General features: G+C 62.8%; 19 protein-coding genes. 13 read left to right on the forward strand and 6 right to left on the reverse strand.

Going from position 1 to position 22,096, the window contains the following annotated elements; genetic code table 11:
- Positions 1 to 46: 46 nt before the first annotated feature.
- The 4 genes from moaA to HMPREF2760_RS08720 all read left to right on the forward strand — a co-directional run bounded on the left by moaA (position 47) and on the right by HMPREF2760_RS08720 (position 3,608).
- The gene (moaA, locus tag HMPREF2760_RS08705; RefSeq protein ID WP_070597077.1) at positions 47 to 1,180 is read left to right on the forward strand and encodes a GTP 3',8-cyclase MoaA; all 1,134 of its coding nucleotides are present in this window, start codon (positions 47 to 49) and stop codon (positions 1,178 to 1,180) included.
- Positions 1,181 to 1,190: 10 nt separating this feature from the next.
- The gene (locus HMPREF2760_RS08710) at positions 1,191 to 2,408 is read left to right on the forward strand and encodes a molybdopterin molybdotransferase MoeA (protein ID WP_070597078.1); all 1,218 of its coding nucleotides are present in this window, start codon (positions 1,191 to 1,193) and stop codon (positions 2,406 to 2,408) included.
- Positions 2,409 to 2,550: 142 nt separating this feature from the next.
- Positions 2,551 to 3,036, forward strand: coding sequence for a cyclic pyranopterin monophosphate synthase MoaC (gene moaC, locus HMPREF2760_RS08715; RefSeq protein WP_070563029.1), 486 nt, complete (start codon positions 2,551 to 2,553; stop codon positions 3,034 to 3,036).
- 5 nt (positions 3,037 to 3,041) lie between these two features.
- Positions 3,042 to 3,608 (forward strand): molybdenum cofactor guanylyltransferase, encoded by a 567-nt coding sequence (locus HMPREF2760_RS08720; RefSeq protein WP_070597079.1) that lies wholly within the window; start codon positions 3,042 to 3,044, stop codon positions 3,606 to 3,608.
- On the opposite strand, the gene HMPREF2760_RS08725 is transcribed toward HMPREF2760_RS08720, so the two are convergent.
- A complete protein-coding gene (locus HMPREF2760_RS08725; protein WP_070597080.1) occupies positions 3,595 to 4,968 on the reverse strand; it encodes a multicopper oxidase domain-containing protein in 1,374 nt (457 codons plus the stop codon). The genes HMPREF2760_RS08720 and HMPREF2760_RS08725 overlap by 14 nt on opposite strands.
- On the reverse strand, positions 4,949 to 6,148 hold the full coding sequence (locus HMPREF2760_RS08730) for a beta-carotene 15,15'-monooxygenase (protein WP_070597081.1): 1,200 nt from the start codon (positions 6,146 to 6,148) through the stop codon (positions 4,949 to 4,951). The genes HMPREF2760_RS08725 and HMPREF2760_RS08730 overlap by 20 nt, the downstream gene beginning before the upstream one ends.
- A gap of 93 nt (positions 6,149 to 6,241) precedes the next feature.
- On the opposite strand from HMPREF2760_RS08730, the gene HMPREF2760_RS08735 reads away from it, so the two are divergent.
- The 4 genes from HMPREF2760_RS08735 to HMPREF2760_RS08750 are packed head-to-tail and all read left to right on the forward strand — an operon-like array spanning position 6,242 to position 9,767.
- A complete protein-coding gene (locus tag HMPREF2760_RS08735; protein ID WP_046648919.1) occupies positions 6,242 to 6,502 on the forward strand; it encodes a DUF2249 domain-containing protein in 261 nt (86 codons plus the stop codon).
- Between the two features lie 22 nt (positions 6,503 to 6,524).
- Positions 6,525 to 7,247 (forward strand): molybdate ABC transporter substrate-binding protein, encoded by a 723-nt coding sequence (modA, locus tag HMPREF2760_RS08740; RefSeq protein WP_046648918.1) that lies wholly within the window; start codon positions 6,525 to 6,527, stop codon positions 7,245 to 7,247.
- Positions 7,248 to 7,256: 9 nt separating this feature from the next.
- A complete protein-coding gene (locus HMPREF2760_RS08745) occupies positions 7,257 to 8,987 on the forward strand; it encodes an ATP-binding cassette domain-containing protein (RefSeq protein ID WP_246823661.1) in 1,731 nt (576 codons plus the stop codon).
- 57 nt (positions 8,988 to 9,044) lie between these two features.
- Entirely contained in the window at positions 9,045 to 9,767 is a 723-nt protein-coding gene (locus tag HMPREF2760_RS08750) for a helix-turn-helix transcriptional regulator (RefSeq protein ID WP_070597083.1), read from the forward strand.
- Here HMPREF2760_RS08750 and thrB read toward each other — a convergent pair.
- From thrB to argS, 4 genes are all read right to left on the reverse strand, one after another.
- Positions 9,764 to 10,687 (reverse strand): homoserine kinase, encoded by a 924-nt coding sequence (thrB, locus tag HMPREF2760_RS08755; RefSeq protein WP_070597084.1) that lies wholly within the window; start codon positions 10,685 to 10,687, stop codon positions 9,764 to 9,766. The genes HMPREF2760_RS08750 and thrB overlap by 4 nt on opposite strands.
- A 16-nt stretch (positions 10,688 to 10,703) precedes the next feature.
- Positions 10,704 to 12,026, reverse strand: coding sequence for a homoserine dehydrogenase (locus tag HMPREF2760_RS08760; RefSeq protein ID WP_070597085.1), 1,323 nt, complete (start codon positions 12,024 to 12,026; stop codon positions 10,704 to 10,706).
- Positions 12,027 to 12,177: 151 nt separating this feature from the next.
- Positions 12,178 to 13,515, reverse strand: coding sequence for a diaminopimelate decarboxylase (gene lysA, locus HMPREF2760_RS08765; protein ID WP_070597086.1), 1,338 nt, complete (start codon positions 13,513 to 13,515; stop codon positions 12,178 to 12,180).
- 12 nt (positions 13,516 to 13,527) lie between these two features.
- Positions 13,528 to 15,189 (reverse strand): arginine--tRNA ligase, encoded by a 1,662-nt coding sequence (gene argS / locus HMPREF2760_RS08770; RefSeq protein WP_070597087.1) that lies wholly within the window; start codon positions 15,187 to 15,189, stop codon positions 13,528 to 13,530.
- Between the two features lie 224 nt (positions 15,190 to 15,413).
- Between argS and HMPREF2760_RS08775 the strand changes: the two genes are divergently transcribed.
- From HMPREF2760_RS08775 to HMPREF2760_RS08795, 5 genes are all read left to right on the forward strand, one after another.
- Positions 15,414 to 17,066, forward strand: a complete 1,653-nt coding sequence (locus HMPREF2760_RS08775; protein ID WP_070562998.1) for an L-lactate permease — start codon at positions 15,414 to 15,416, stop codon at positions 17,064 to 17,066.
- Positions 17,067 to 17,390: 324 nt separating this feature from the next.
- Positions 17,391 to 18,176, forward strand: coding sequence for a (Fe-S)-binding protein (locus HMPREF2760_RS08780; RefSeq protein WP_070597088.1), 786 nt, complete (start codon positions 17,391 to 17,393; stop codon positions 18,174 to 18,176).
- On the forward strand, positions 18,176 to 19,681 hold the full coding sequence (locus HMPREF2760_RS08785; RefSeq protein ID WP_070597089.1) for a LutB/LldF family L-lactate oxidation iron-sulfur protein: 1,506 nt from the start codon (positions 18,176 to 18,178) through the stop codon (positions 19,679 to 19,681). The genes HMPREF2760_RS08780 and HMPREF2760_RS08785 overlap by 1 nt, the downstream gene beginning before the upstream one ends.
- Positions 19,678 to 20,307: a LutC/YkgG family protein gene (locus tag HMPREF2760_RS08790; RefSeq protein ID WP_070597090.1), complete on the forward strand. Its 630-nt coding sequence runs from the start codon at positions 19,678 to 19,680 to the stop codon at positions 20,305 to 20,307. Before HMPREF2760_RS08785 ends, HMPREF2760_RS08790 begins: the two co-directional genes overlap by 4 nt.
- Before the next feature lie 104 nt (positions 20,308 to 20,411).
- A complete protein-coding gene (locus HMPREF2760_RS08795; protein WP_070597091.1) occupies positions 20,412 to 22,004 on the forward strand; it encodes an alpha/beta hydrolase in 1,593 nt (530 codons plus the stop codon).
- The last annotated feature ends 92 nt before the right edge of the window (positions 22,005 to 22,096 follow it).

The raw sequence follows: 22,096 nt of genomic DNA on the forward strand, positions 1-22,096 counted from the left end.
GCCGTGCGACTATAGATCTGCTATTACTCCGGCTAAAGTGTGGTTAATGTCTGATCGCGTCTTTCTGCCTACGCCCTCCCCGCGCGGTTCCACCCGCGGCGGTGCCGACGCAACGCCTCCGGACCTGCCGCCTGCATTAAGCGATGGTCGCCGCGACTTGCTCGACCGTTATGGACGCCAAGCGCGCGACCTTCGAGTCTCGCTGACCGATCGCTGCAACCTCCGCTGTACGTATTGCATGCCCGCCGAGGGCCTCGAGTGGATGCCCACTGCACAGACGCTCAGCGACGACGAGACCATCCGCCTCATCAGGATTGCCGTAACCCACTTGGGCATTCGCCAGGTGCGCTTTACCGGCGGCGAACCTTTGCTGCGCAAGTCGCTAGAGAAGATTATCGCCGCTACCACGCAGCTACGCACAGACGAAAAGTTGGCCCCCGCCACCGCACTGACGACCAATGGCTTGGGACTCCCCCGCCGCCTGGACGGTCTCATTGAGGCGGGACTGGACCGCGTCAACATCTCCCTAGACACCATTGATCCTGAGCTTTATGCCCGCCTCACCCGGCGCGACAGGCTTGGCGATGTCTTCGCCGCCATCGAAGCCGCCACAGCCGCCCACCGCGAAGGGCGTCTGGGCACGGTCAAAGTTAATGCCGTAGTTATGCCCGGAGTAAATGAAGAGGACATCGTCCCCTTGGCACGCTACTGCCTCGAGCGAGGCGCGCAGCTGCGCTTCATCGAGCAGATGCCACTAGGTCCGCGCGAAGAATGGGAACGCTCCCGGATGGTCACCGCAGAAGATATTTTGGCTCGTTTGGGTGAAGAATTCGAGCTCACACCTGTGCAGGGTCCCCGCGGCTCAGCCCCCGCCGCGCTGTGGAACGCACAATCGCGCGATGGCTTAATACCGGTAGGCCGAATCGGCGTCATCGCATCCGTGACAAGGCCTTTCTGCGGCAATTGCGACCGCACGCGACTCACCGCGGACGGCGCTGTACGTAATTGCTTATTTGGAAACTCAGAGACGTCCTTGCGGGACTTGTTGCGCAGCGGCGCTAGCGACGCGGAACTCGCCGCCGCATGGGCGGGCGAAATGTGGAAGAAGCTTCCGGGCCATGGTGTGGATGACGAAGGATTCCTCCAGCCCGATCGCCCGATGTCCGCCATCGGCGGCTAGATTGGGTGCAATGACAAGCACCGGGACTGACTTAAGCATCGAGGAGTACTTCGACCGCCTCCACGCATTGATTCGCGCCCTGCCTGCTGAGCGCGCTCCCCTTGTACAAGGCCGCGTTCTGGCCAAGCCACTCTTCGCCCGTCTTCCCCTCCCGCCGCGGGATAATTCGGCGATGGACGGCTTCCTCATCCCAACTCCGGCGTCACCTGATGACTTACCCACCCCATTCACGCTGCCTGTTATAGGTGATGTCCCAGCAGGCTCACCCGCCCAGGTCCCGCGTCCTGGGACCGCGGTGCGAATTATGACTGGCGGGGAGGTTCCGGAGGGTTTTGATGGCCTGGTCATACCAGTAGAAAACACCGATGTTCCCCTAGGGCCCGGACCTGTGCCTGAAACCGTTACGGTGCACCACCTGCCCGACCGTAACCATATCCGGCGACGCGGTTCCCACATCGACGCCGGCCACCAACTCGCTGGATCTGCCACGCTTGTCGACGCCCCCCTTATCGCCGCCAGCCTCTCCTCCGGCGTTGACAGCGCCGTGGTTCACCGCATCCCACGAGTAACCATCATTGCCACGGGTGAGGAGCTGATCAACGGCCAGCTTTCCGATTCGAATGGGCCCATGCTCGAAGCCCTCATTTCTTCCACCGGTCTCTGCGAGATCACCCGCACGGTCTGTGGAGATTCCCCCATTGAGCTGCAGCGGCGCTTCAACGCGGCCGCTGCGGATTCCGATCTCATTGTCACCACCGGCGGCGTCTCAGCCGGCGCCTTTGACGTGGTCCGCGCCGTGATTGAGGATTCCGTGGAACGCGATTCTTACTGGTTCGGCCACGTCAACCAACGGCCCGGCGCGCCTCAGGGCCATGCGCTCTGGGACGGTATCCCCGTGGTGTGTTTGCCGGGCAACCCGGTGGCGGCGTTTGTCTCCGCACACCTCTACCTCACCCAACTGCTGCGCTCTCTGCGCGGACTGCCCCGCCCCGCGGGTGTCAAGGACCGGCCGTGCCTCACGGCCGTCGCCGGTGCGGACTTCCCCGAACCTCACCACCCGCTCATTCAGCCGTGCTCCATCACCATGACGGAATCCATTACCGCAAGCCCACCGCCGGGTCCGCGTATGCGCAGCCACCACGTTGCCGCCCTTCCGGGCACACACGGCTTTGCGCTGCTGACGAGTCCGGTCGCCGCCGGCGAGCAACTTACCGTCTACCCCTACTAGCGTCACAATCTACCTCCACATCCCCCACCCCTCCATTGCTGCCAAAGATCGCGCATCTGAACCCCCGGATCGGTCCGCTCTTCTTCAGCTAGGCTAGGTCAGCTAGGCTAGGTCCACGCTAGGAAAGGATCCCTGTTTAGACATGAAGTTCACTCACCTCAACGACGCCGGCTCCGCCTACATGGTGGACGTCACCGAAAAGCAGCCCACGGTACGCACCGCTACCGCCCAAGGCGAGGTCGCGTGCTCACCAGAAGTTCTCACCGCGCTGCGGGAGGGAACCGTGCCTAAGGGGGACGTGCTTGCGGTTGCGCGTGTGGCTGGCATCGCGGCGGCCAAGAAGGTTCCCGATCTCCTTCCGTTGGCCCACACCATTGGGGTGCATGGCTGTGCGGTGGACATTGAGCTGCGTGAAGACCACGTCTTCATCGAAGCCACAGTGCGCACCGCTGACCGCACCGGTGTGGAAATGGAGGCGCTCACCGCGGTGAACATCGCCGCCTTGGCGGTCATTGACATGGTCAAAGGCGTCGACCGCTCCGCCTATATCCGGCGCTGCGGCATCACCGCGAAGTCCGGGGGCCGCTCCGGTGATTGGTCCCGCGAGCTGCCCGGAACGAAAGGTTAAGCAAAGTGCCAGGTGTCATCGTTTTAGCCGGCGGGCGCGGCCAACGCATGGGCGGCGTGGACAAGGCTAGCGTGAGGCTCGCCGGTGAACGCCTCATCGACCGACTGCTGCGCCAGCTTCCTTATGGCGCGCCGATAGCGGTCGTCTCGCCCTATCGTTTAGGCATGCCCCAGGTGTGCGAAAGTCCCCTCTTCGGCGGGCCAGCTGCAGGTATCGCTGCGGGCCACGCCGCACTGGCTGGTGACGCGAGGGCTACCACAGCAATCTTTGCCGTCGATGCCCCGGATTCCCCGCAGGTACTGCCCGCCCTCCACAAGTCTCTGGCTAGCTCGGGCGCGGATGTCGCTGTGGCTACCCTCGACGGGAGCCTACAACCGCTGTGTGCGCTGTGGCGCACTAAGGCCCTCACCCGCGCGCTGGAGGAGCTCGGAGATCCACGCAACAAGCCGGCCATGCACTTACTGAGGCTCGCGGGCACCATCGCCGAGGTCGAGGCAACGCACGCAGTACGCGATATCGACACCTTGGACGAATTACGTCTACGGCGCGAGCGCCTTGCTACTCAACGATAATCTGGCCGTGCTGGCCCTTCTCCGCGTTCGTCATGAGGTGGTTGACAAAAGAGTAGGTGCCCGGCTCGTTGAAGGTCATCTCCACGAATCCGCCCTGGGCAGGTAGAAGGTCGAGCGCCTGGGATCCGGAATCCTTCGCGCCCTTAATCAGGTAGGCGCCTTCCTTGTACACGGTGTCGAATTGTTCGCCCACGACGTGGAAGCTCAACGGCAGATCCGGGCCGAGGTTGACCACCCAGATGCGCACGGTATCGCCCACCTTGGCGCGCAGCGGAGCAACATCATACTGGTTGGGATAGTAATTGAAGGCCGTGAGGTCATAGTCGCCGTCGCTGACGCGCTGCGCGTTAGCGCCCTCAGCTTCCTTACCCGCAGAGGCTAGAAAGACCTCGTTCACCGTCATGACGTACTCCGCATCGACGTCTGCCAGCGCGTCCTCCCCGCGAGGATCGATGATGACCGATCCCGCCATGCCATTGGCAATGTGCAAGCTCATCGGCATGGTCGAGCAATGATACATCCAGATACCCGCCCTGTGTGCCACGAATTCATAGGTCAGCGATTCACCCGGCTGGATCGACTTCATGTTCTCATCCGGGTTGACCTCACCCGCGTGAAAGTCCACCGAGTGCCCCATCGAGCCCTCGTTTTTGATGGTGATGCGGAACTTATCCCCTACCTTGCCGCGCAAGGTAGGCCCGGGTGCTTGCCCGTTGAAAAGCCACCGGGTTTGGCGCACGCCTGGGGCAACCTCGACTTCTTCCTCGGTCATCACCCACGTTTCCTCATGGAGGTCCCCTTCGGCGGGGGCAAGGGAGGCATCAAAAGCCTTAAAGTTCTCGCGGGCTGCCATGCGCTCGGCAGCCGAGGGCACCGTCGCCGGTGCGCCGGCGGAGCCGGTGCTTTCCGACGCCCCCGCATGATCATGCTCGCCGGATGCTGACTCGCCGACGTTGACCATGAACGTCATACCTTGCATCTTGTGCCCGGCGATCGTGCAATAACCTTCCACAGACTCCTCGATGATTCCGGCGTCGAGCTGCACCGTTTCGCCCGGTTCCACCCGGCCCGTCTCCTCGCGCCCAATCTTCAGGTCATGGACCTGGTCACCGGTGTTAGTGAAATTCACTACGAGGTGACTGCCCGCTGCCACGTCAATGGAGGACGGGACAAAGGCCATGCCGTCCACGGAGACGTCAACGGTCACGGCGTCGGCGGATGCCACCGTAGCTGGGTCCTGCTTACCTGTGGTCGAGTTAAACACAGCCAGCCCAATGACAGCGAGGAGCGCGACGATGATGATGAGCCAGGACGCCCACTTCTTTTCGGAATGCTCCTTCTTAACGGGCACGCTTGACATGAATTTCTCCTTGAGATGATGCGACGGCCCATGCCAGGGCCGCACTATTGGCGATGAGTCCAAGCCCCATCATGATAAGCCCGGCCACAGACACACCAGCAATGCCGAGGAGGCTGAGCACACCGCCCACGTTAATGAGCGCCACGCGCAGGAACCCGGCAATATGCCCGTGCGCGGGACGGGCCGCCCCGGCCAGGATGGGAAGCATGTGATGGAGCACCCCGGTGACAAGCTGCAGCAGGCCGGCGCCCAGAAACGCCGGCATGAGCAGTAACGTGACCGCGCGTGGGTAGGCCCCTGCGATGGTGGCCGCGGCGTCACCGGCACAGAGCGCCACCATCCACACCAGACCCGCCATCGCGGACACGCTAGCCGTGGTCTTGTCGCCACCAAGCGCGCCGGCCAGCACTGGCTGGATGATGAGTACGGCAGCAAGCACGGTGAGCAGCTGCGCCATGCCGGCGGCGCGGGTGAGCCCGGAGGCGTCGGCAAGCATGGCCACCCCCAGCCCCACGCAATGCACGCTCAACGCCCGGCTGCACCGCGCCCGGGCAACCGCTGAAATGGGGGTTCGGGTCAACGTGGGCAACAGCGTGATGACCGTGCCCAGGATGGTAAGCAGTCCGAAGCCCCACACCATCCCGCGTGAGTGCGCGGCCACCAACAGCGAGTAATTCCCTACCCCGTGCGCGGCCAGAATGACCAGTAGCACCGAGAACATCATGAAGCAGGCCGCCGCCAGATAAAAAGGAACGGTCACGGCGAAAGAACCAGACAAAGAGCCCCGGAGCGTGGTCCACAGCGCCCACAGGTGCCACGAAACGGCAGCGATGACGAGAGCGGAGCCGATATCCGCAAGCACGCCCCAGTCATAGCCTGCACGATCAATGAGGAGAAGTACCAGTCCCACCTGGACCAGCCCTACCCGCGCGCCCACCCCGCGGAAGCCGACCGCCGGAGTGCGGGTGAGCGCCTCCGTGAAGTGGGTACTGAATACGAGGATCGCGGTGGTCAGCGCGCCGAGGGTAAATGGGTGGATGAGGTCCCACCACACGACGGGTGCTCCCCAAAAACTTGCCACGGTGATTCCCACGCCGACCGTGATCCAGAGCGCGACGAGGCTAAAGGCAAGGGTGTGCCAGCGCCGGCGCGAAGCCAGGGAGACATCACGCAGAGACATATCTGACATACTTATTTGCACGGATATAATCGTAGTAAATTAGTTGCACGGGCAGCAACGCCCGCCGCCCTAGAACTCGAAAGGAATCCATCAATGAACTTGCCGCTTGTCGACACTTCCAAGGGCCGCGACATTCCCACCCTTAACGCGTCCGAAATCCCTCATGCAGTGCGCCACGGCGCCATCCATGGAGCCCTGGGCACCCTCAACGTGGGCGAATCCATGATTCTCATTGCTCCGCACGACCCGCTTCCGTTACTCAAAGAGGTGGACCAGCGCGAAGAATCCTTCGACCGTGAATACCTCAAGAAGGAACCAAAGGAAGTCCATATTAAATTCACGCGGACCGCGTAAAGATGCCGTAACGTAACTCACCATGCGCCGCTTGAAAATTGCTGTCTCTGTTCTCGCCGCCGCGCTGACTGTCGGCGGCTGCTCCTCCAGCTCCGACGAGCCGTTGCAGGTATTTGCCGCGTCCTCCACCCGTGTGCTCAACGACGAACTCTCCAGTGCGTCTGAAACCCCGCTGGCGTTCAACAACGGCGGCTCTTCTGCCCTGGTACAGCAAATCAATGAAGGCGCTCCCGCAGATCTGCTCCTCACGGCTTCCCGGGAGACCATGGATGATGCGACCGCTCAGGGCACCGTCGACACCCCCGTGACCCTAGCCAGCAACGTCATGGTCATGGTCGTGCCGAAGGGCAATCCCTTGGGACTGCGCTCCGCGGCCGACCTGGATCCCTCAGCACACCTCGTGCTCTGCGACCCAAGCGTGCCCTGCGGCGCCATCTCTACGCGCATCATGGAGGCCAACAACTGGGACCTGCACGCTTCCTCCTTGGAGGGACAGGTAGCTGACGTCCTGGGTAAGGTCGCCTCCGGTGAGGCGGACGCCGGGTGGGTCTATTCCACCGATGCCGCCGCTAGCGAGGACGTCGAGGCCATTCCGCTGGACCACGCGGAAGACTTCCGTAACGAGATCATGGGCGCGGTGGTAACTGATTCACCCCGACACGACGAAGCTCAGGATGTCCTCAACCTCCTCGACTCGGATTTTGACAGCACCTGGGAAAAATTCGGTTTTAGCCCGGTGGACTAAGTGTCACGCGTGATATTGCACGAACAGCGCCCGCGGACAACGTGGCCGGTCATCGCCGCCGGCGTGCTTGCTGCGGTCTACATCCTTGCCCCAGTGCTCGCCCTCGGGGTGCGAGTGCCCTGGCCGAAGCTCGCCGACACGCTGAGCGCTCCGGCGACCCATGACCTCCTCCGCGTCAGCCTTTCCGCGGCGGCGTTGTCTACCTTGCTATCCACGATCCTGGGCACCTGTCTGGCTCTGTGGCTCCAGCAGCTGCGCCGCGTGTCTCACCTTGTGCGTCTGGTGGTCTATCTCCCTTTGGCCATGCCTCCCGTGGTGGGCGGGTTGGCACTCACCGCGCTGCTCGGGCGCCGCGGACTGCTTGGTCCGGTTTTGGAGCAGGCTGGGCTGCACGTGTCTTTCGCCTTTCCCGGTGTTGTGGCAGCTCACTTATTCGTCACCCTGCCCTTCGTGGTGGTGGCGGTGGATTCTGCGCTGCGGCAGCTCGACCCCGAAGTCGTGGCCAGCGCGCGGGGCATCGGCCTGAGCCCCAGCACCATTCTTCGGCGCATCATCCTGCCCGCTATCCTCCCTGCGGTGTTCACGGGCGGAGCACTAGCTTTCGCCCGCTCGCTGGGTGAATTCGGAACGACGATCACCTTCGCCGGCTCCCTGCCCGGTTCTACTCGGACCATGCCCAACGGCATCTACCTTGAGCGTGAGGTCAGCGCGGACAATGCCTATGCGCTGTCGGCCGTGTTGATTGGGATAGCCATCCTCACGCTCACCGCCGCCGGAATGCCCCTGCTGCTGCGCCGCCGCCGCGAGCAAGCTGTGCGCGCTTTGCAGCCAATGGACCCGGCTGCGCTCCGCACGATGACCTCCCCACAGGACTCTCCCCGCGATCTCGTCGTCACGATTGGTACCACCACCACGTCATTCCGTGGCGGGCGCGTGACTGCAGTGGTTGGCCCCAACGGCGCGGGAAAGACCACGTTGATGCGTTTCATTAGCGGGCGCTTGCAGGGAGCCCAGACGAATGCCGAGCGTGTGGTCATGCTCTCCCAGGACCCCGGGCTGCCTCCCACCGCCACCGTGGAACAAGCTTTGACCATGGTGACCAAGGATGGACAAAGGACCCAGGAGTTGCTGAACGCAGCTGGATTGCAGGAGCTGGTCCATGTTTCCGAGCTTTCCGGCGGGCAGGCCGCGCAGGTTGCCCTCCTGCGCGCGCTGGCGACACGGCCCGAGGTATTGGTCGCGGATGAGCCCTTTGCCGCCATGGACGTCGAATCAGCCGCCCGGTGGCGTCACCTTTTGCGCCTCTCGGCGGCAGACCGCACCACCATCATTGTCACCCACAACCGCGTGGACCTCACCACGCTGGCAGACGACATCGCTGTAATGGAAGCCGGCGAGGTCATCTCGCAAGGACCCGCGGATCAGCTACTGGAGCAGCCCACCACTCTCTTCATGGCAGAGCTATCAGGCGTCAATCTGTTACGGGGTAGCCTCCGCGATGGAGTGTTCACTCCTGCTCGCAGCGGTGACCACTGGGCGGCCTTCCCCCAGAGCGCACTGAACTTCGACAACGCCGGGGCACTGAGCGCCACAATTCTTGCTGACTTAGGCAGCTCAACCCTGGTGGAGATCGATGGCCAACGGGTGACTCTAGACCAACCAGCAGGCAGCAAGGCCCCCGGTGAGGTTGTGACTGTGTTCCTCGATTCCGCTGCTTTAAGGCTTTATGCGCTGAAATAGGGAAGAGCTGCGAGCAGATGTAAGATCCTCGTAGCATTGTCCAAGGAGAGGCCGTTTATGTCTACGTCATCTGCGCATAGCCCGCGCTCGTCTACTGAGCTTTTTCCCGACACGATGAAGCTCTCCCCCAAGCAGAGCGAGGTACTCTCAACCCTGCAGACATTCCCGCAAGGAGCACGCGCCGCCGAGATTGCACAGGAACTGGGGATGCACGTTAACACCGCGCGCGGCCACCTAGATGAGCTCGTTAACGCCGGCGCGGTGCGGGTAGTTACCGCCCCAGCGCACGGGCGCGGGCGCCCCTCCCTGATCTTCCAAGTACGTGTACCCGACAACCGTTCGGTGGCGGAGGAATACGTCACGCTGATTAGCGTCTTGGTCACAGCGCTGGCGGATAAAGAGCAGCTCAATGACTTTTCTTCCGAGCAAGCACGAGAGATCGGCCGCGCGTGGGCTCAAGCTGCGGCCACGAGCCACGGTGCTGAGGCGCTGGCACCTCTCTACCAGACGATGCGCGATATGGGCTTTGACCCGGTAACTTCGGTGGAGCAATTCGCCGAAGAAGGCCGCACCGAAGAAGGCCGCACCACAGTGCAACTCCACGCCTGCCCGTTCGTCACGGCCGGAATTCAGCCCTCCCCCTTCGTCTGCGCCATCCATGATGGCTACCTAGATCAAGCGGCTGCCGATTCCGGCGGGCGGCTGAGCCTGAAGCTCATACCCAAAGCCGGAAACGGCGTGTGCCGAATTGACGTGGAAGAGAGCAGCGAGCTAGGCTAACCGCGCTCGACGGTGACCGGCCCGGCGACCTCCAGCTCCAGCACGCGCAGATTCTGACCGCGGGCATCATCGAGGATCTCCTCCTCGATGGGCTCGGTGTGCAGGACCATGACGGTGGGGCCAGCGCCGGAGAGATAGGCGGCGTAGCCGCGGTTGCGCAAGCGGTTCACCCACTCCGCGGTGACCGGCAGAACGTCAGCGCGATAGGGCTGGTGCAGGCGGTCGCGGGTACCCTCCCACAGCAGGTCCGGGTAGGTGGTCAGCGCCGCCACGTTTACTGCAGTGCGGGAGACGTTGAAGGCGGCATCGGCATGCGTGACGTGCGAGGGCAGCACGCGGCGCACGGCCTGCGTCGACGCATGGAAATCCGGGACCAAGGCCGTGGCCTTAATGCTCGGGTGCACGTCCAAGGTCGCGGCACGGTACTCCGGCAGCGAGCGGCCGTCGACAGGCACGGTGGTCCAGGACACCACGGCATTGCCCAGCACAGAGGCAGCGGCGTTATCCGGATGCCCTTCGAAAGCCGAGGACAGCTGCACAACCTGCTGCTCCGAAAGTGGGAAGCCCGCCAGGCCATTGCCCGCGGCCACGCCGGCCACCGCGGCGGACGCCGAGGAGCCCAGACCACGGGACTGCGGGATGTTGTTCGTGCACACCACACGCAGGCCGGAAACCTCCACGTCGGCAGCCTTCAGCGCTGAGCGGATGGCTTTGACAACCAAGTGGGAGCCATCGCGCGGCAGCTCGTCTGCGCCCTCGCCGAAGATCTCCACCTCCAGGCCGGAGCGGGTGACTTCCACCTCCACGGTGTCGTAGAGACTCAGCGCAATACCCAGGGTGTCGTAGCCCGGGCCCAGGTTGGCCGAGGATGCCGGGACCTGGACGGTGACCTTGGTGCCTACTTCGATATCGATACTCATTGTTCTCTCTGAGTCCCTATACGCCCAGGCGGATGACGGAGTGAACGGCCTTAACCTCATCGAGCTCGCCGAGGGCAGCGACGATCTCCTCGAGCACCGCTTCCTTCGCTGCGTGGGTCACCACGATGAGGCGAGCGGTGGCATCGCCGTCCTCCTGGCGCACGGTGCGCAGTGACACCCCGTGGCGGGCAAAGACACCGGAGATGGCAGAAAGCACGCCGGTGCGGTCTTCAACTTCCATGTCGACGTGATAACGAGTTTCCACTTCTCCGAACTCCGCAATAGGTAGGTTGGCGTAGGTGTTCTCCCCCGGCGCTTGGCCGCCGTGGACAATGTTGCGTGCCGCGCCGATGACGTCACCCAGCACAGCCGAAGCCGTCGGGTTGCCGCCGGCACCGTTGCCGTAGAACATCAGGGAACCGGCGGCCTCCGCCTCGACGAAGATGGCATTGTAGGACTGACTAACCGACGCCAACGGGTGATCCTTCGGGACCAAAGTCGGGTGCACGCGGGCATTGACGGATTCCGCGCCGGTTTCCTCATCAACCAAGCGCTCACAAATAGCGAGCAGCTTGATGGAATAACCGGCTTGGTTGGCGGCCGCGATATCATCCGCGGTGATCTTGGAAATGCCCTCGCAATAGACATCGTTGAAGGTCAAGCGAGTGTAGAACCCCAGGGATGCCAGGATGGCGGCCTTGGAGGCGGCGTCGTGGCCCTCCACGTCCGCGGTGGGATCGGCTTCGGCGTAGCCCAGACGGGTGGCCTCAGCCAGCGCGTCCTCGTAGGAGGCGCCGGTGGTCTCCATGGCGTCCAAGATAAAGTTGGTGGTTCCGTTGACGATTCCGGAGATGCGTTGGATTTTGTCACCGGCCAGGGAGCGGCGCAGCATGCCGACAACCGGGATGGCGGCGGCCACCGCAGCCTCGAAGAAGAGGTCGACGTCAGCGCGCTCAGCGGCCTCCGCCAGCTCATCAGCGTGCGCGGCCACGAGGGCCTTATTGGCGGTAACCACGGATTTGCCAGCATTAAGGGCGGCGAGAACGAGCTCGCGCGGGAAGTCAATGCCGCCGATAACCTCGACGACGAGGTCGATATCATCGCGCAGGACAAGCGCCTTGGCGTCGTCGGTCAGCAGCTCCTCCGGCACGCCTGGGCGCAGCTTGTTCTTGTTGTGCACGGCAACGCCGCGGATCTCCACCGGGCCGCCGATGCGGTGCGCAAAAGCGTCCGCATTCTCCTGCACGAGGCGGAAAACCTCGGCGCCTACGGTGCCAAACCCAAGCAGCGCAATACCTACTGGTTCGCCTTCGGGCTTCTTGCTACGGTTCGTCGTCATGGTGTCCCTTTGTTGATGTTGCGTTTGATTCTTACGTGCTAGCCCATCACTATACAGAACGAGCTGTCTATTTCTATACAAAATGGCCGGCACTGGGCGCGACCGGCCATGTCATAGTGAATAAAATACGGTGAGCTGTGACAACGCCGCACTAATCGACGTCCAACGCCAGCAAGTCCTCCACCGTCTCCCGGCGCAGCATGAGCTGGGCCTTGCCGTCGCGCACGGACACGACCGCCGGGCGCAGAGCACCGTTGTAGCGCGAGGCCATCATGTACTGATAGGCGCCGGTGGTGGCGAAGGCGAGGAGATCACCGGTGGTGATATCCGAGGGGAAACGGCGCTCGTTGACCAGAATGTCACCGGACTCGCAGTGGAAGCCCACGATGCGCGAATCCACGGGCTCGCCCCGGGTGCGGCGGTTGACCACGCGCACGTCGTACTCCGAGCCATAAAGCGCTGGGCGGATGTTATCGGACATGCCGCCGTCCACGGAGAGGTAGCGGCGCATCGGCAGATCCGCCTTGCCGGTCTCCACATCCTTGACCGTGCCCACGCGGTACACGGTGACCGCAGAGGCACCCACCAGGGAGCGACCGGGTTCCACCAGTACGAAGGGCGGCGTGATGTCGAGCTCGGTGGCGGTGCGCTCCACGGCGTCGAGCAGATCCTTGGCCAGCGTGGCGACGTCGAGCGCTTCCTCGTATTCCATGTAGGGAATGCCGAAGCCGCCGCCCAAGTCCAGCTCCTCGAGGGCAACGCCGAGCTCGCAGTGGATGCGCTTGTACAGGCTGAGCACGCGCTCGGCGGCCAGCTTGAAACCATCAGCATTAAACACCGAAGACCCCACGTGGCAGTGCAGGCCCACGAGCTTAAGGTTGGCGGATTCCAGCACCTTCTGTGCGGCGTTGAAGGCTGCACCGGTGGACAGGGAAATGCCGAACTTTTGGTCCTCATGAGCCGTGGCGATGAACTCGTGGGTATGCGCATCCACGCCAGGCTTAACGCGGATCATCACCGGCTGCACGCGGCCGGCGGACGCCGCGATGCTGTTGAGGCGCGAGAGCTCCTCCTCGTTGTCGAGGACGACGTGCCCGATACCTTTGTCCACGCACAGCTGCAGGTACTCGTCTTCCTTGTTGTTGCCGTGGGCGGTCATGCGCTCCGCCGGGAAACCCGCGGCCAGGGCCAGCTTTGCCTCGTTGAGGGAGGCCACGTCGAGGCACAAGCCCTCCTCGTCAACCCAGCGCACGATGCGCTTGGTAATGAAAGCCTTGGAGGCATAGTGCACGTGGTCGGGCCCGCCGAAGGCCTGGGCCATATCCCGGCAACGCGAGCGGAAGTCCTGCTCGTCGAAAACGTAGAGCGGGGTGCCGTATTCGGCGGCCAAGTCCGTCAGCGCTACACCGCCAATCGAGACCACACCATTCGAGTCTCGAGCGGCGTTGCGCGGCCACACGTGGGCCGGAAGAGAATTGAAATCAGTCATCGATACCTTTTCTTACATCTTCTCCGGCGCGCTGACCCCGACCATGGTCAAGGCATTCGCCATGACCTGGCGGGTGGCTGCAGCCAGGGCGAGGCGTGCGGAGTGGATCGGCTCGGTCTCTTCGCCTGCCTTCGGCAGCACCTGGCACTGGTCATAGAAACGGTGGAACACGGCAGCGAGCTCCTCGGCATAACGCGCGATGCGGTGCGGTTCACGCAGCGTGGCGGCGGTGGCCACAACCTCGGGGAACTCGCCCAGGGTGCGGATAAGGTCGCCTTCCTTGTCGTGGGTGAGGAGGTCGAGGGGGGCGTCGCCAAGCGCGGCAGTGTCGAAGCCCAGGTCCGTGGCCTTGCGCAGGATCGAGCAGATGCGGGCGTGGCCATACTGCACGTAGTAGACCGGGTTATCGGACGACTGGGAGGCCCACAGGCCCAAGTCAATGTCCAGGCTGGAGTCCACGGAGGAGCGCACCAGCGAGTAGCGCGCGCCGTCGACGCCGATGGCCTCGACGAGGTCATCCAAGGTGATAACGGTTCCCGCGCGCTTGGACATCTTGACCGCTTTACCGTCGCGGACCAGATTCACCATCTGGCCGATGAGCACCTCGACGGCCTCCGGGTCATAACCCAAAGCCTGGGCCGAGGCACGCAAGCGGGCGATGTAACCGTGGTGGTCAGCGCCCAGCATGTAGATGGCCAGGTCGTGGCCGCGGTCGAATTTATCGGCCACATAAGCGATATCACCGGCGATGTAGGCGGCGTTGCCGTCGGACTTGATGACCACGCGGTCCTTATCGTCGCCGTATTCGGTGGACTTCAGCCACCACGCGCCCTCGGCTTCGTAGAGCTTGCCGTTGTCCTTGAGCGTCTGGATGGCCTTCTCCACGGCACCGGATTCGAAGAGGGAATTCTCGTGGAAGTACACGTCGAAGTCCACGCCGAACTCGTGGAGGGACTCCTTGATCTGGGCAAACATCATCTCCACGCCGTCAGCGCGGAAGTTCTCCTGGACCTCGGCATCGCTGCCCTCGAGAGCCTGCGGGTTCTTCTCCACTACCGCCTGCGCGATGTCCTTGATGTAGTCTCCGCCGTAGCCGTCCTCCGGGGTGGGCTCGCCCTTGGCCGCGGCCACGAGGGAGCGAGCAAAACGGTCGATCTGTCCGCCGTGATCGTTGAAGTAGTACTCGCGGGTCACGTCCGCGCCGGAGGCCTCGAGCACGCGGCCGAGTGAGTCACCCACGGCGGCCCAACGGGTACCACCCAGGTGGATGGGACCAGTCGGGTTCGCGGAGACAAACTCGAGGTTGATCTTCTTGCCCTGGTAGGTGGAATTGCTGCCGAACTCTGAGCCGGCGTTAAGAACCTGCGCCACGATGGCACCTTGCGCGGCGGCAGCGAGGCGAATGTTGAGGAATCCCGGGCCCGCGATGGACGCTTCATCGATGGCGTCGTTGCTTGCAAGGGCGTCGGCAAGCCACTGCGCCAACTCGCGCGGCTGGGCGCCAGCCTTCTTAGCCACCTGGAGGGCCAGGTTGGTGGCGTAATCGCCGTGCTCCGGGTTGCGCGGACGCTCCACGGTCACGGTCTCTGGCAGGACTGAGGCGTCCAGCTCATGCTCGGTGAGCACGGCGGCAGCGGTGTTCTTGATCAGGACGGAAAGATCTTCAGGATTCATAGGGCCAAAGTCTATCGTCCCCGCCGCTGGGAGGCACTATCAGGTCGCGGACGTTAGCAAGGTCACCCACCCCCGTAGTGTGAATCCGGCGACACAAGCACTCGCATGGTTTTACCCTAAACTTGATATCTGAACCGATTTATTCTTTCGCCTCTCTCGCCCGGCCGAAACTTGTGGTGCCACACCGCAGGGACGCCGGCGGGACTCAACCTGAAGTGAGCGTTATGTCTACATTCACAATCACCACCGACGCCATCGCTGGCAACGTCGGGCTTACCGCGCTGGTGTCCACGCTGCCGCTCATCGCGTTCTTCATCATGCTCCTGGGGATCAAGGCCCGCGCCCACACCTCGGGTGCGGTAGCGCTTCTCGTAGCGGTTCTCATCGCCATTTTCGGCATGGGCATGCCAACCGGCATGGCTTTGTCCTCCGCGGTGCGCGGCGGGCTCTTCGGCCTCTTCCCCATCGTCTGGGTGATCATCACCGCCATCTGGTTCTACGAAGTGACCGTGGCTTCCGGACGATTCAATGACCTGCGCAAGACCTTTGACTTGCTGGGCGATGGCGATATCCGCATCCAGGCCATCCTCATCGCCTTCTGCTTCGGCGGCCTGCTGGAGGCCCTCGCCGGCTTCGGCGCCCCCGTGGCGATTACGGCGACCATGATCCTGGCCTTGGGTGTTAAGCCGCTCAAGGCGGCCACCACGGTGCTCATTGCCAACACCGCGCCCGTGGCCTTCGGCGCGGTGGGCATCCCAGTCACCACCGCGGGCTCGGTCGGCGGGCGCACCGCCGAGCAGACCGCTGACATCGCCGCGTTGATTTCCCTCCAGGTCCTGCTCATTGCCGCCGTCGTGCCTTTCTTCATCCTCTTTATCCTTGACGGCATGCGCGGTGTTAAGGAGGCCGGCCCCGCCGCGGCCGTCATCGGCATCTCCTTCGCCATTGCCCAGTGGGCCGCGGCTACCTTCTTCGCCTACCAGCTCACCAACGTCGTGGCCTGCATCGTCTCCCTCGGCGCGGGCTTCATCTTCCTGCGTGTGTGGAAGCCCAAGGGTGTCGACAGCCTGCGCGAGCGCATGGAGCTGCCCGCCCAGGAGGAGGTCACGGATCTCAACAGCAGCCGCATTTGGATGGCCCTGCTGCCCTATGCCGTGGTCACCGCTGTCTTCGCCATCGCCACCGCATGGCCGGCCATCTTCGGCTTCCTCCAGGTCAACGTTGCCTGGCCGCTTCTCGACGGCACCGTCTTCGACGCCGAAGGCCACGCCATGGACACCGCCTTCACGTTCAACGTGCTGGGCAACCCGGGAACCCTACTGCTGATTTCCGGCATCATCGTGGCCCTTATCTACATGACCTTCAACGAGAACGGCCGCTACAAGCTGGACGCCTCCGCGCCGCTGACCAAGTTCGGCGAGGTTGTCTCCCGCATGAAGTTCTCCGCGCTGACCATCATCCTGGTCCTCGCACTGGCCTACACCATGAACTACTCCGGCCAAACCATCTCCATCGGCCAGTTCGTGGCTTCTGTCGGCGGCATCTTCGCGCTCTTCTCCCCCGTCCTGGGCTGGATCGGCACCGCCGTCACCGGCTCGGATACCTCCGCCAACGCACTCTTTGCCAACCTGCAGGTCACCGCCGCCGAGCGCATCGGCGTCAATCCGGACCTCATGCTGGCCGCCAATACCTCCGGTGGCGTTGTGGGCAAGATGATCTCCCCGCAGTCACTGGCCATCGCCGCCACCGCCGTGCAGATGGAGGGCGAGGAATCCCGCATCTTCAAGGCGGTCGTGGGCTACTCCGTGGCCTTCCTCGCCGTCGTGTGCGTCATCGTCTTCCTCATGACCAACGTGCTGGGCTTCTTGGTCCCCTAAAAGGGTTTAGCCATAAAGTTCTACACCACTAACTACCCCCAGATTCGGGCGTCTTCATCGCCCAGTCTGGGGGTTGCCTCATATCGGCCGCGACCGCTGCGACCATCACCGCACGTTAGGAATTTCACAACATTAGTGTTGCGATAAAAAGCCAGGTAGGAGGGGTAATCCTGTGTCGATAATGTGAGTTTTGGGCGGTAGGCTCAAAGGTACACACTCGAAAAATGCCCAGTGCGGCTGTCCTGGTAGCGCGCATCCGAGCACAACTCCGCTGTGCACAGCACGGGACAAGCCACATGGAGGCAGATTAAGGAGCGCTCACAAATGCGAATAGCATTGTTTTCCACCTGCATCGGTGACTCACTTTTCCCCGATGCCCACAAGGCCACGGCCCTGATCCTCTCCCGCCTGGGCTACGACGTCGTCTTCCCCGAGGAACAGACTTGTTGCGGCCAGATGCACATCAACACCGGCTACCAGGAGCAGACCTTGGGCATGATCCGCACCTATGCGGACGCCTTCGCGGATCCCTCCATTGATTACGTGGTTTCTGCCTCCGGCTCCTGCGTGGGCGCCGTGCGCGAGCAGCACGAGATGATCGCAAACCGCTTCGGCACTTCCGCCGATGTGGACGGCGCCAAGAAGGCCGCCGGCAAGACCCTGGACTTGCCGGAGTTTCTTGTCGACGTCGCCGGTGTCACCAACGTCGGTGCCTTCTTCCCCCACCGCGTGACCTACCACCCTTCGTGCCACGGCCTGCGCTTCCTCAAACTGGGTGACCGCCCCTACCAGCTTCTTAAGGAGGTCGAAGGAATCGACCTCGTCCAGCTGCCTAATGCCGAAGAGTGCTGTGGTTTTGGCGGCACCTTCGCCCTCAAGAACGCCGAGGTTTCTGCAGCGATGGTCGGTGACAAGACCCGCCACATCCGTGAAACCGAGGCCGAATACGTCACCGGCGGTGACTCCTCCTGCCTGATGAATATCGGTGGTGCTCTGACTCGCCAGCGCTCCGGTGTTCGCGCTATCCACTTGGCGGAAATCCTCGCCTCCACCAAGGAACACCCGTGGACTCCTACCTCTGCGGCCTACTCCAAGGAGAAGATGCTCTAATGACTTCCTTCCTCGACACCACTCCTCCGCGCGCCCCCGAAGGCTACGGCAACCTGCGCGGCTCGAAGGCCTTCGTGCCGCTGGCTCACGTGGGTCTCAACAATGCTACCCAGCGCCGCAACCTGCACCACGCCACCACCACCATTCGTGATAAGCGCCAGCACGCCGTGGATGAGACCCCGGACTGGGAGCAGCTTCGCGACGCCGGCTCCGCGCTCAAGGATGACGTCGCCGTACGCATGGGTGAATTGCTGGTCCAGTTCGAAGAGCAGGTGACCAAGCGCGGAGGCATCGTCCACTGGGCACGCGATGCCAAGGAGGCCAACGAGATCATCGAGGGCCTTATCCGCGAAACCGGTGAGACCGACGTGGTGAAGATCAAGTCCATGGCTACCCAGGAAATCGCGCTCAACGAGCACCTGGAAGAAGTCGGCATCCACGCCCAAGAGACTGACCTGGCGGAGCTCATCGTCCAGCTGGGAGAGGACAAGCCTTCCCACATTCTGGTCCCGGCTATCCACCGCAACCGCGCGGAGATCCGTGACATCTTTGTCAACAAGATGCCGAATACCGATGACTCGCTCAAGGCCGAGCCGGCGGAACTGGCTGAAGCATCCCGTAAGTTCCTGCGCGAGCAGTTCATGAAGGCCAAGGTGGCCATCTCCGGCGCTAACTTCGGTGTGGCAGAAACCGGCACCATCAACATCGTGGAGTCTGAGGGCAATGGCCGCATGTGCCTGACCCTGCCGGAAACCCTCATTACCGTGATGGGTATTGAGAAGCTGGTCCCGACTTTCCAGGACCTCGAGGTCTTCCTCCAGCTGCTGCCGCGCTCCTCCACTGCTGAGCGCATGAACCCGTACACGTCGATGTGGTCCGGTGTGACCGAAGGCGACGGCCCGCAGAACTTCCACATCGTGCTTCTGGACAATGGCCGCACCGCAGCCCTGTCCTCCCCCAAGGGCCACGAAGCACTCAAGTGCATTCGCTGCTCTGCCTGCCTGAACGTCTGCCCGGTCTACGAGCGCGCCGGCGGACACGCCTACGGCTCTGTCTACCCGGGCCCAATTGGCATCTCCCTGACGCCGCAGTTGACTGGTATGAAGGACCACAACGATCCGTCGGCAAGCTTGCCTTATGCCTGCTCCCTGTGTGGCCGTTGCGACGAGGTATGCCCGGTGCGCATCCCGCTCTCCCAAGTCATTTTGGAGAACCGCTACCAGAAGGTCACTAACGCCACCCCGCCGGTGGAGGAAAAGCTCTTCCAGGTCGTGGAGCTGGTGTGGAAGAACCCGAAGATCTGGAACCAGATCACCCACATGGTGGCGCTCGGCCGTGTCCTCGGTGGCTTCAACGGAGTCATCGACAAGCTACCGCTGTTCATGTCTGGTTGGTCCGAGGTACGCGATACTGCCGTTCCGCCGAAGAAGTCCTTCCGCCAATGGTTCAACTCTGACGAAGCTCAAGAACTCCTCGCCCAAGCCAAGAAGGAGGGCATCAAGTGACCACCGCCAAAGAGGAAATCCTCAACCGCATTGCCGCCGCCCAAAAGCAGGCCGGCCTGCCGGACCACGTAGAGATCCCGCGCGAATACCAGAAGGAAGGCACGCTCAACGAAGATGAGCTGCGTGAGATGCTCGTGGACCGCCTCGAGGACTACAAGGCTGACGTGCACGTCACCGATGAGTCCGGCCTGAACTCCACCCTCGTGGGCATCCTCAAGGAGCGCGGCTGCTCGAACGTCGTCTACGCCCCCGGCATGGACGCTGGGCTTCTCGTCGGCTTCGAGGGCACCATCACCCCGGATGACAACGCCAAGGACCCGCGTGAGCTCGACGCCGTCGACGCCGTGGTGACCGAATCCCACGTCACCTCCGCGCAGACCGGCACCATCGTGCTCGAATCCAATGAGACCTGCGGCCGTCGCGCGCTGACCTTGGTGCCGGACCGTCACGTGTGCATCGTGCGCAAGGACCAGATTGTCTACGGTGTCCCGGAGATGGTCTCCCGCATCAACCCTGAGCGCCCGGCAACGTGGATCTCGGGCCCTTCCGCGACCTCGGATATCGAGCTCTCCCGCGTGGAGGGTGTCCACGGCCCGCGCGATCTCATTGTGGTGATTGTTAAGTAGTGAGGCTTTCGGGGGCACCCGCCCTGTATGAGAGCTCGGCTCACATCACCCCTGACGCATAGGATAAGGCTCGTACCAATTTACGATTTTAGGAGCCTTGTTCTATGCGTCTTTCTCGCGTTTTAGGTTCGGTTCTAGGACCTGTAACCATCGCCGCTGGCTTGGTTGCGGCACCTGCCGTTGCTCACGCCGACCAACCCGCCATCAACTGGGGCCCGTGCCCGGAAGGGGTCACCGAAGAGCGCGCCGAATGCGGCCACGTGACCGTGCCGACCTACCATAATGCTCCCGAGAAGGGCACTATCGACGTCGGCCTTATCCGGTTGAAGGCCACGGGCGAGCGCCAAGGCACTCTGTTCACCAACCCGGGCGGTCCAGGCGGTGACGCGTATAGCTGGGTCAACTTCGCTGCCTGGCCTGAGGAAGTCAAACAAGGATACGACATCATCGGCGTTCAACCGCGTGGTTTGCGCGAGTCCGCACAGGTGAACTGCTCGTCAACTGAGGCGGGCGGAAACCCTCTAGAACAGCTGACAAAGATCGGCTCCATTACCCGCGATGACTGCGAGAAGAACACTCCGGGCTACACCGATTCCCTGACCACGGAGAACACCGCCAAGGACTGGGATGTCGTGCGCCAGGCGCTTGGTGAGGAGAAGATCAACATCTTCGGCCTCTCCTACGGCACCTTCTTGGGGTCCACGTACTCCACGCTCTATCCGGAGCACACCGACAAGGTCGTGCTGGACTCCGGAATGAACCCCAACATGGCGTGGAACCAGATTTTCGCTTCTCAGCAGGCTGGTTATGAGAATGCTCTGCATGACTTCTTTAGCTATGTGGCGAAGAACGACGCCACCTACCACGCCGGCACGACACCGCTGAAGGCCTACGAGCGCTGGTCTCAGATTGTGGCCGCGGAGGCGGGCGTGCGCCCCACCGTGCTTCCTCCGAACGCTCAGATTGGTGACCTCCCGCCGGGGCTCGAGTTTGCCGGCCAGCCCGGCGCCAATGTCATGACTGCGACCGGTGAGCTGCGCGTACAGGCAGAGCACCTCGCGGGCAAGGTCCAGAACCCGCAGGCTGTTCAGGCCACTTCGCCGACGCTCACCGCTACCCGTGACCTCCTTCCCCGCCCGGAGTCGTGGGACTCCCTAGCCAAGCACATTGGCGGCGTCGAAGCCATCAACTTTGAGGCGCAGGCCGCACAACAGGGCGAGCAGGACCCGCAAAAGGTCCAGCAAGAGATTCTCAACTCCATGAGCATGCAGAACATCATCATGTGCAATGAGAACACTGCGCCGACGGATCCGGCCTTCATACCGGCCTTCCTCTGGTCTAACTATGTCACGGTTGACCCGTTCTCACTGTTCAACGCGATGTATGCCTCCGGCGCCGGTTGCTCCGGCCGCGCACCGATCACTACCCCGATTGCCGTTTCTGGTGACAAGCTGCAGACCAAGCCGCTGCAGCTGCAGGCTACCGGTGACCCGCAGACCCCATACGCTTTCTACCGCGGCCTGTCTGACCCGATGCAATCCCGCGTGGTAACCGTCCACGGCCCAGGTCACGGGCACTTCGCGGTGGGCAACAAGGCTGTTGACCAGATTGTGGTTGACTACCTGCGCACTGGCGAGGTCCACACCGCGGATGCCCCGGGCTTCTTTGACCAGCCCCAGGAACAGCCGGCCCAGTAAGCGCCCCAGCGAAAAACTCGAAGCAGTGGCTACTCCGGCCGCTGCTTCTTTCCCACCACACCCCCATCGGCGCTAGGCCAATTACTGCGCTT

Source organism: Corynebacterium sp. HMSC065D07 (genome assembly GCF_001810695.1).
Taxonomy (GTDB): domain Bacteria; phylum Actinomycetota; class Actinomycetes; order Mycobacteriales; family Mycobacteriaceae; genus Corynebacterium; species Corynebacterium hesseae.

What these genes read in the sequence shown, in the direction of transcription:
- HMPREF2760_RS08710 (WP_070597078.1), top strand. Translation starts at nt 1,191, where the DNA reads ATGACAAGCACCGGGACTGACTTAAGCATCGAGGAGTACTTCGACCGC.
- HMPREF2760_RS08760 (WP_070597085.1), bottom strand. Translation starts at nt 12,026, where the DNA reads ATGACGACGAACCGTAGCAAGAAGCCCGAAGGCGAACCAGTAGGTATT.
- HMPREF2760_RS08785 (WP_070597089.1), top strand. Translation starts at nt 18,176, where the DNA reads ATGACTTCCTTCCTCGACACCACTCCTCCGCGCGCCCCCGAAGGCTAC.
- HMPREF2760_RS08795 (WP_070597091.1), top strand. Translation starts at nt 20,412, where the DNA reads ATGCGTCTTTCTCGCGTTTTAGGTTCGGTTCTAGGACCTGTAACCATC.
- thrB (WP_070597084.1), bottom strand. Translation starts at nt 10,687, where the DNA reads ATGAGTATCGATATCGAAGTAGGCACCAAGGTCACCGTCCAGGTCCCG.
- argS (WP_070597087.1), bottom strand. Translation starts at nt 15,189, where the DNA reads ATGAATCCTGAAGATCTTTCCGTCCTGATCAAGAACACCGCTGCCGCC.
- HMPREF2760_RS08750 (WP_070597083.1), top strand. Translation starts at nt 9,045, where the DNA reads ATGTCTACGTCATCTGCGCATAGCCCGCGCTCGTCTACTGAGCTTTTT.
- HMPREF2760_RS08725 (WP_070597080.1), bottom strand. Translation starts at nt 4,968, where the DNA reads ATGTCAAGCGTGCCCGTTAAGAAGGAGCATTCCGAAAAGAAGTGGGCG.
- HMPREF2760_RS08775 (WP_070562998.1), top strand. Translation starts at nt 15,414, where the DNA reads ATGTCTACATTCACAATCACCACCGACGCCATCGCTGGCAACGTCGGG.
- modA (WP_046648918.1), top strand. Translation starts at nt 6,525, where the DNA reads ATGCGCCGCTTGAAAATTGCTGTCTCTGTTCTCGCCGCCGCGCTGACT.
- HMPREF2760_RS08735 (WP_046648919.1), top strand. Translation starts at nt 6,242, where the DNA reads ATGAACTTGCCGCTTGTCGACACTTCCAAGGGCCGCGACATTCCCACC.
- HMPREF2760_RS08730 (WP_070597081.1), bottom strand. Translation starts at nt 6,148, where the DNA reads ATGTCTCTGCGTGATGTCTCCCTGGCTTCGCGCCGGCGCTGGCACACC.
- HMPREF2760_RS08780 (WP_070597088.1), top strand. Translation starts at nt 17,391, where the DNA reads ATGCGAATAGCATTGTTTTCCACCTGCATCGGTGACTCACTTTTCCCC.
- lysA (WP_070597086.1), bottom strand. Translation starts at nt 13,515, where the DNA reads ATGACTGATTTCAATTCTCTTCCGGCCCACGTGTGGCCGCGCAACGCC.
- moaC (WP_070563029.1), top strand. Translation starts at nt 2,551, where the DNA reads ATGAAGTTCACTCACCTCAACGACGCCGGCTCCGCCTACATGGTGGAC.
- moaA (WP_070597077.1), top strand. Translation starts at nt 47, where the DNA reads ATGTCTGATCGCGTCTTTCTGCCTACGCCCTCCCCGCGCGGTTCCACC.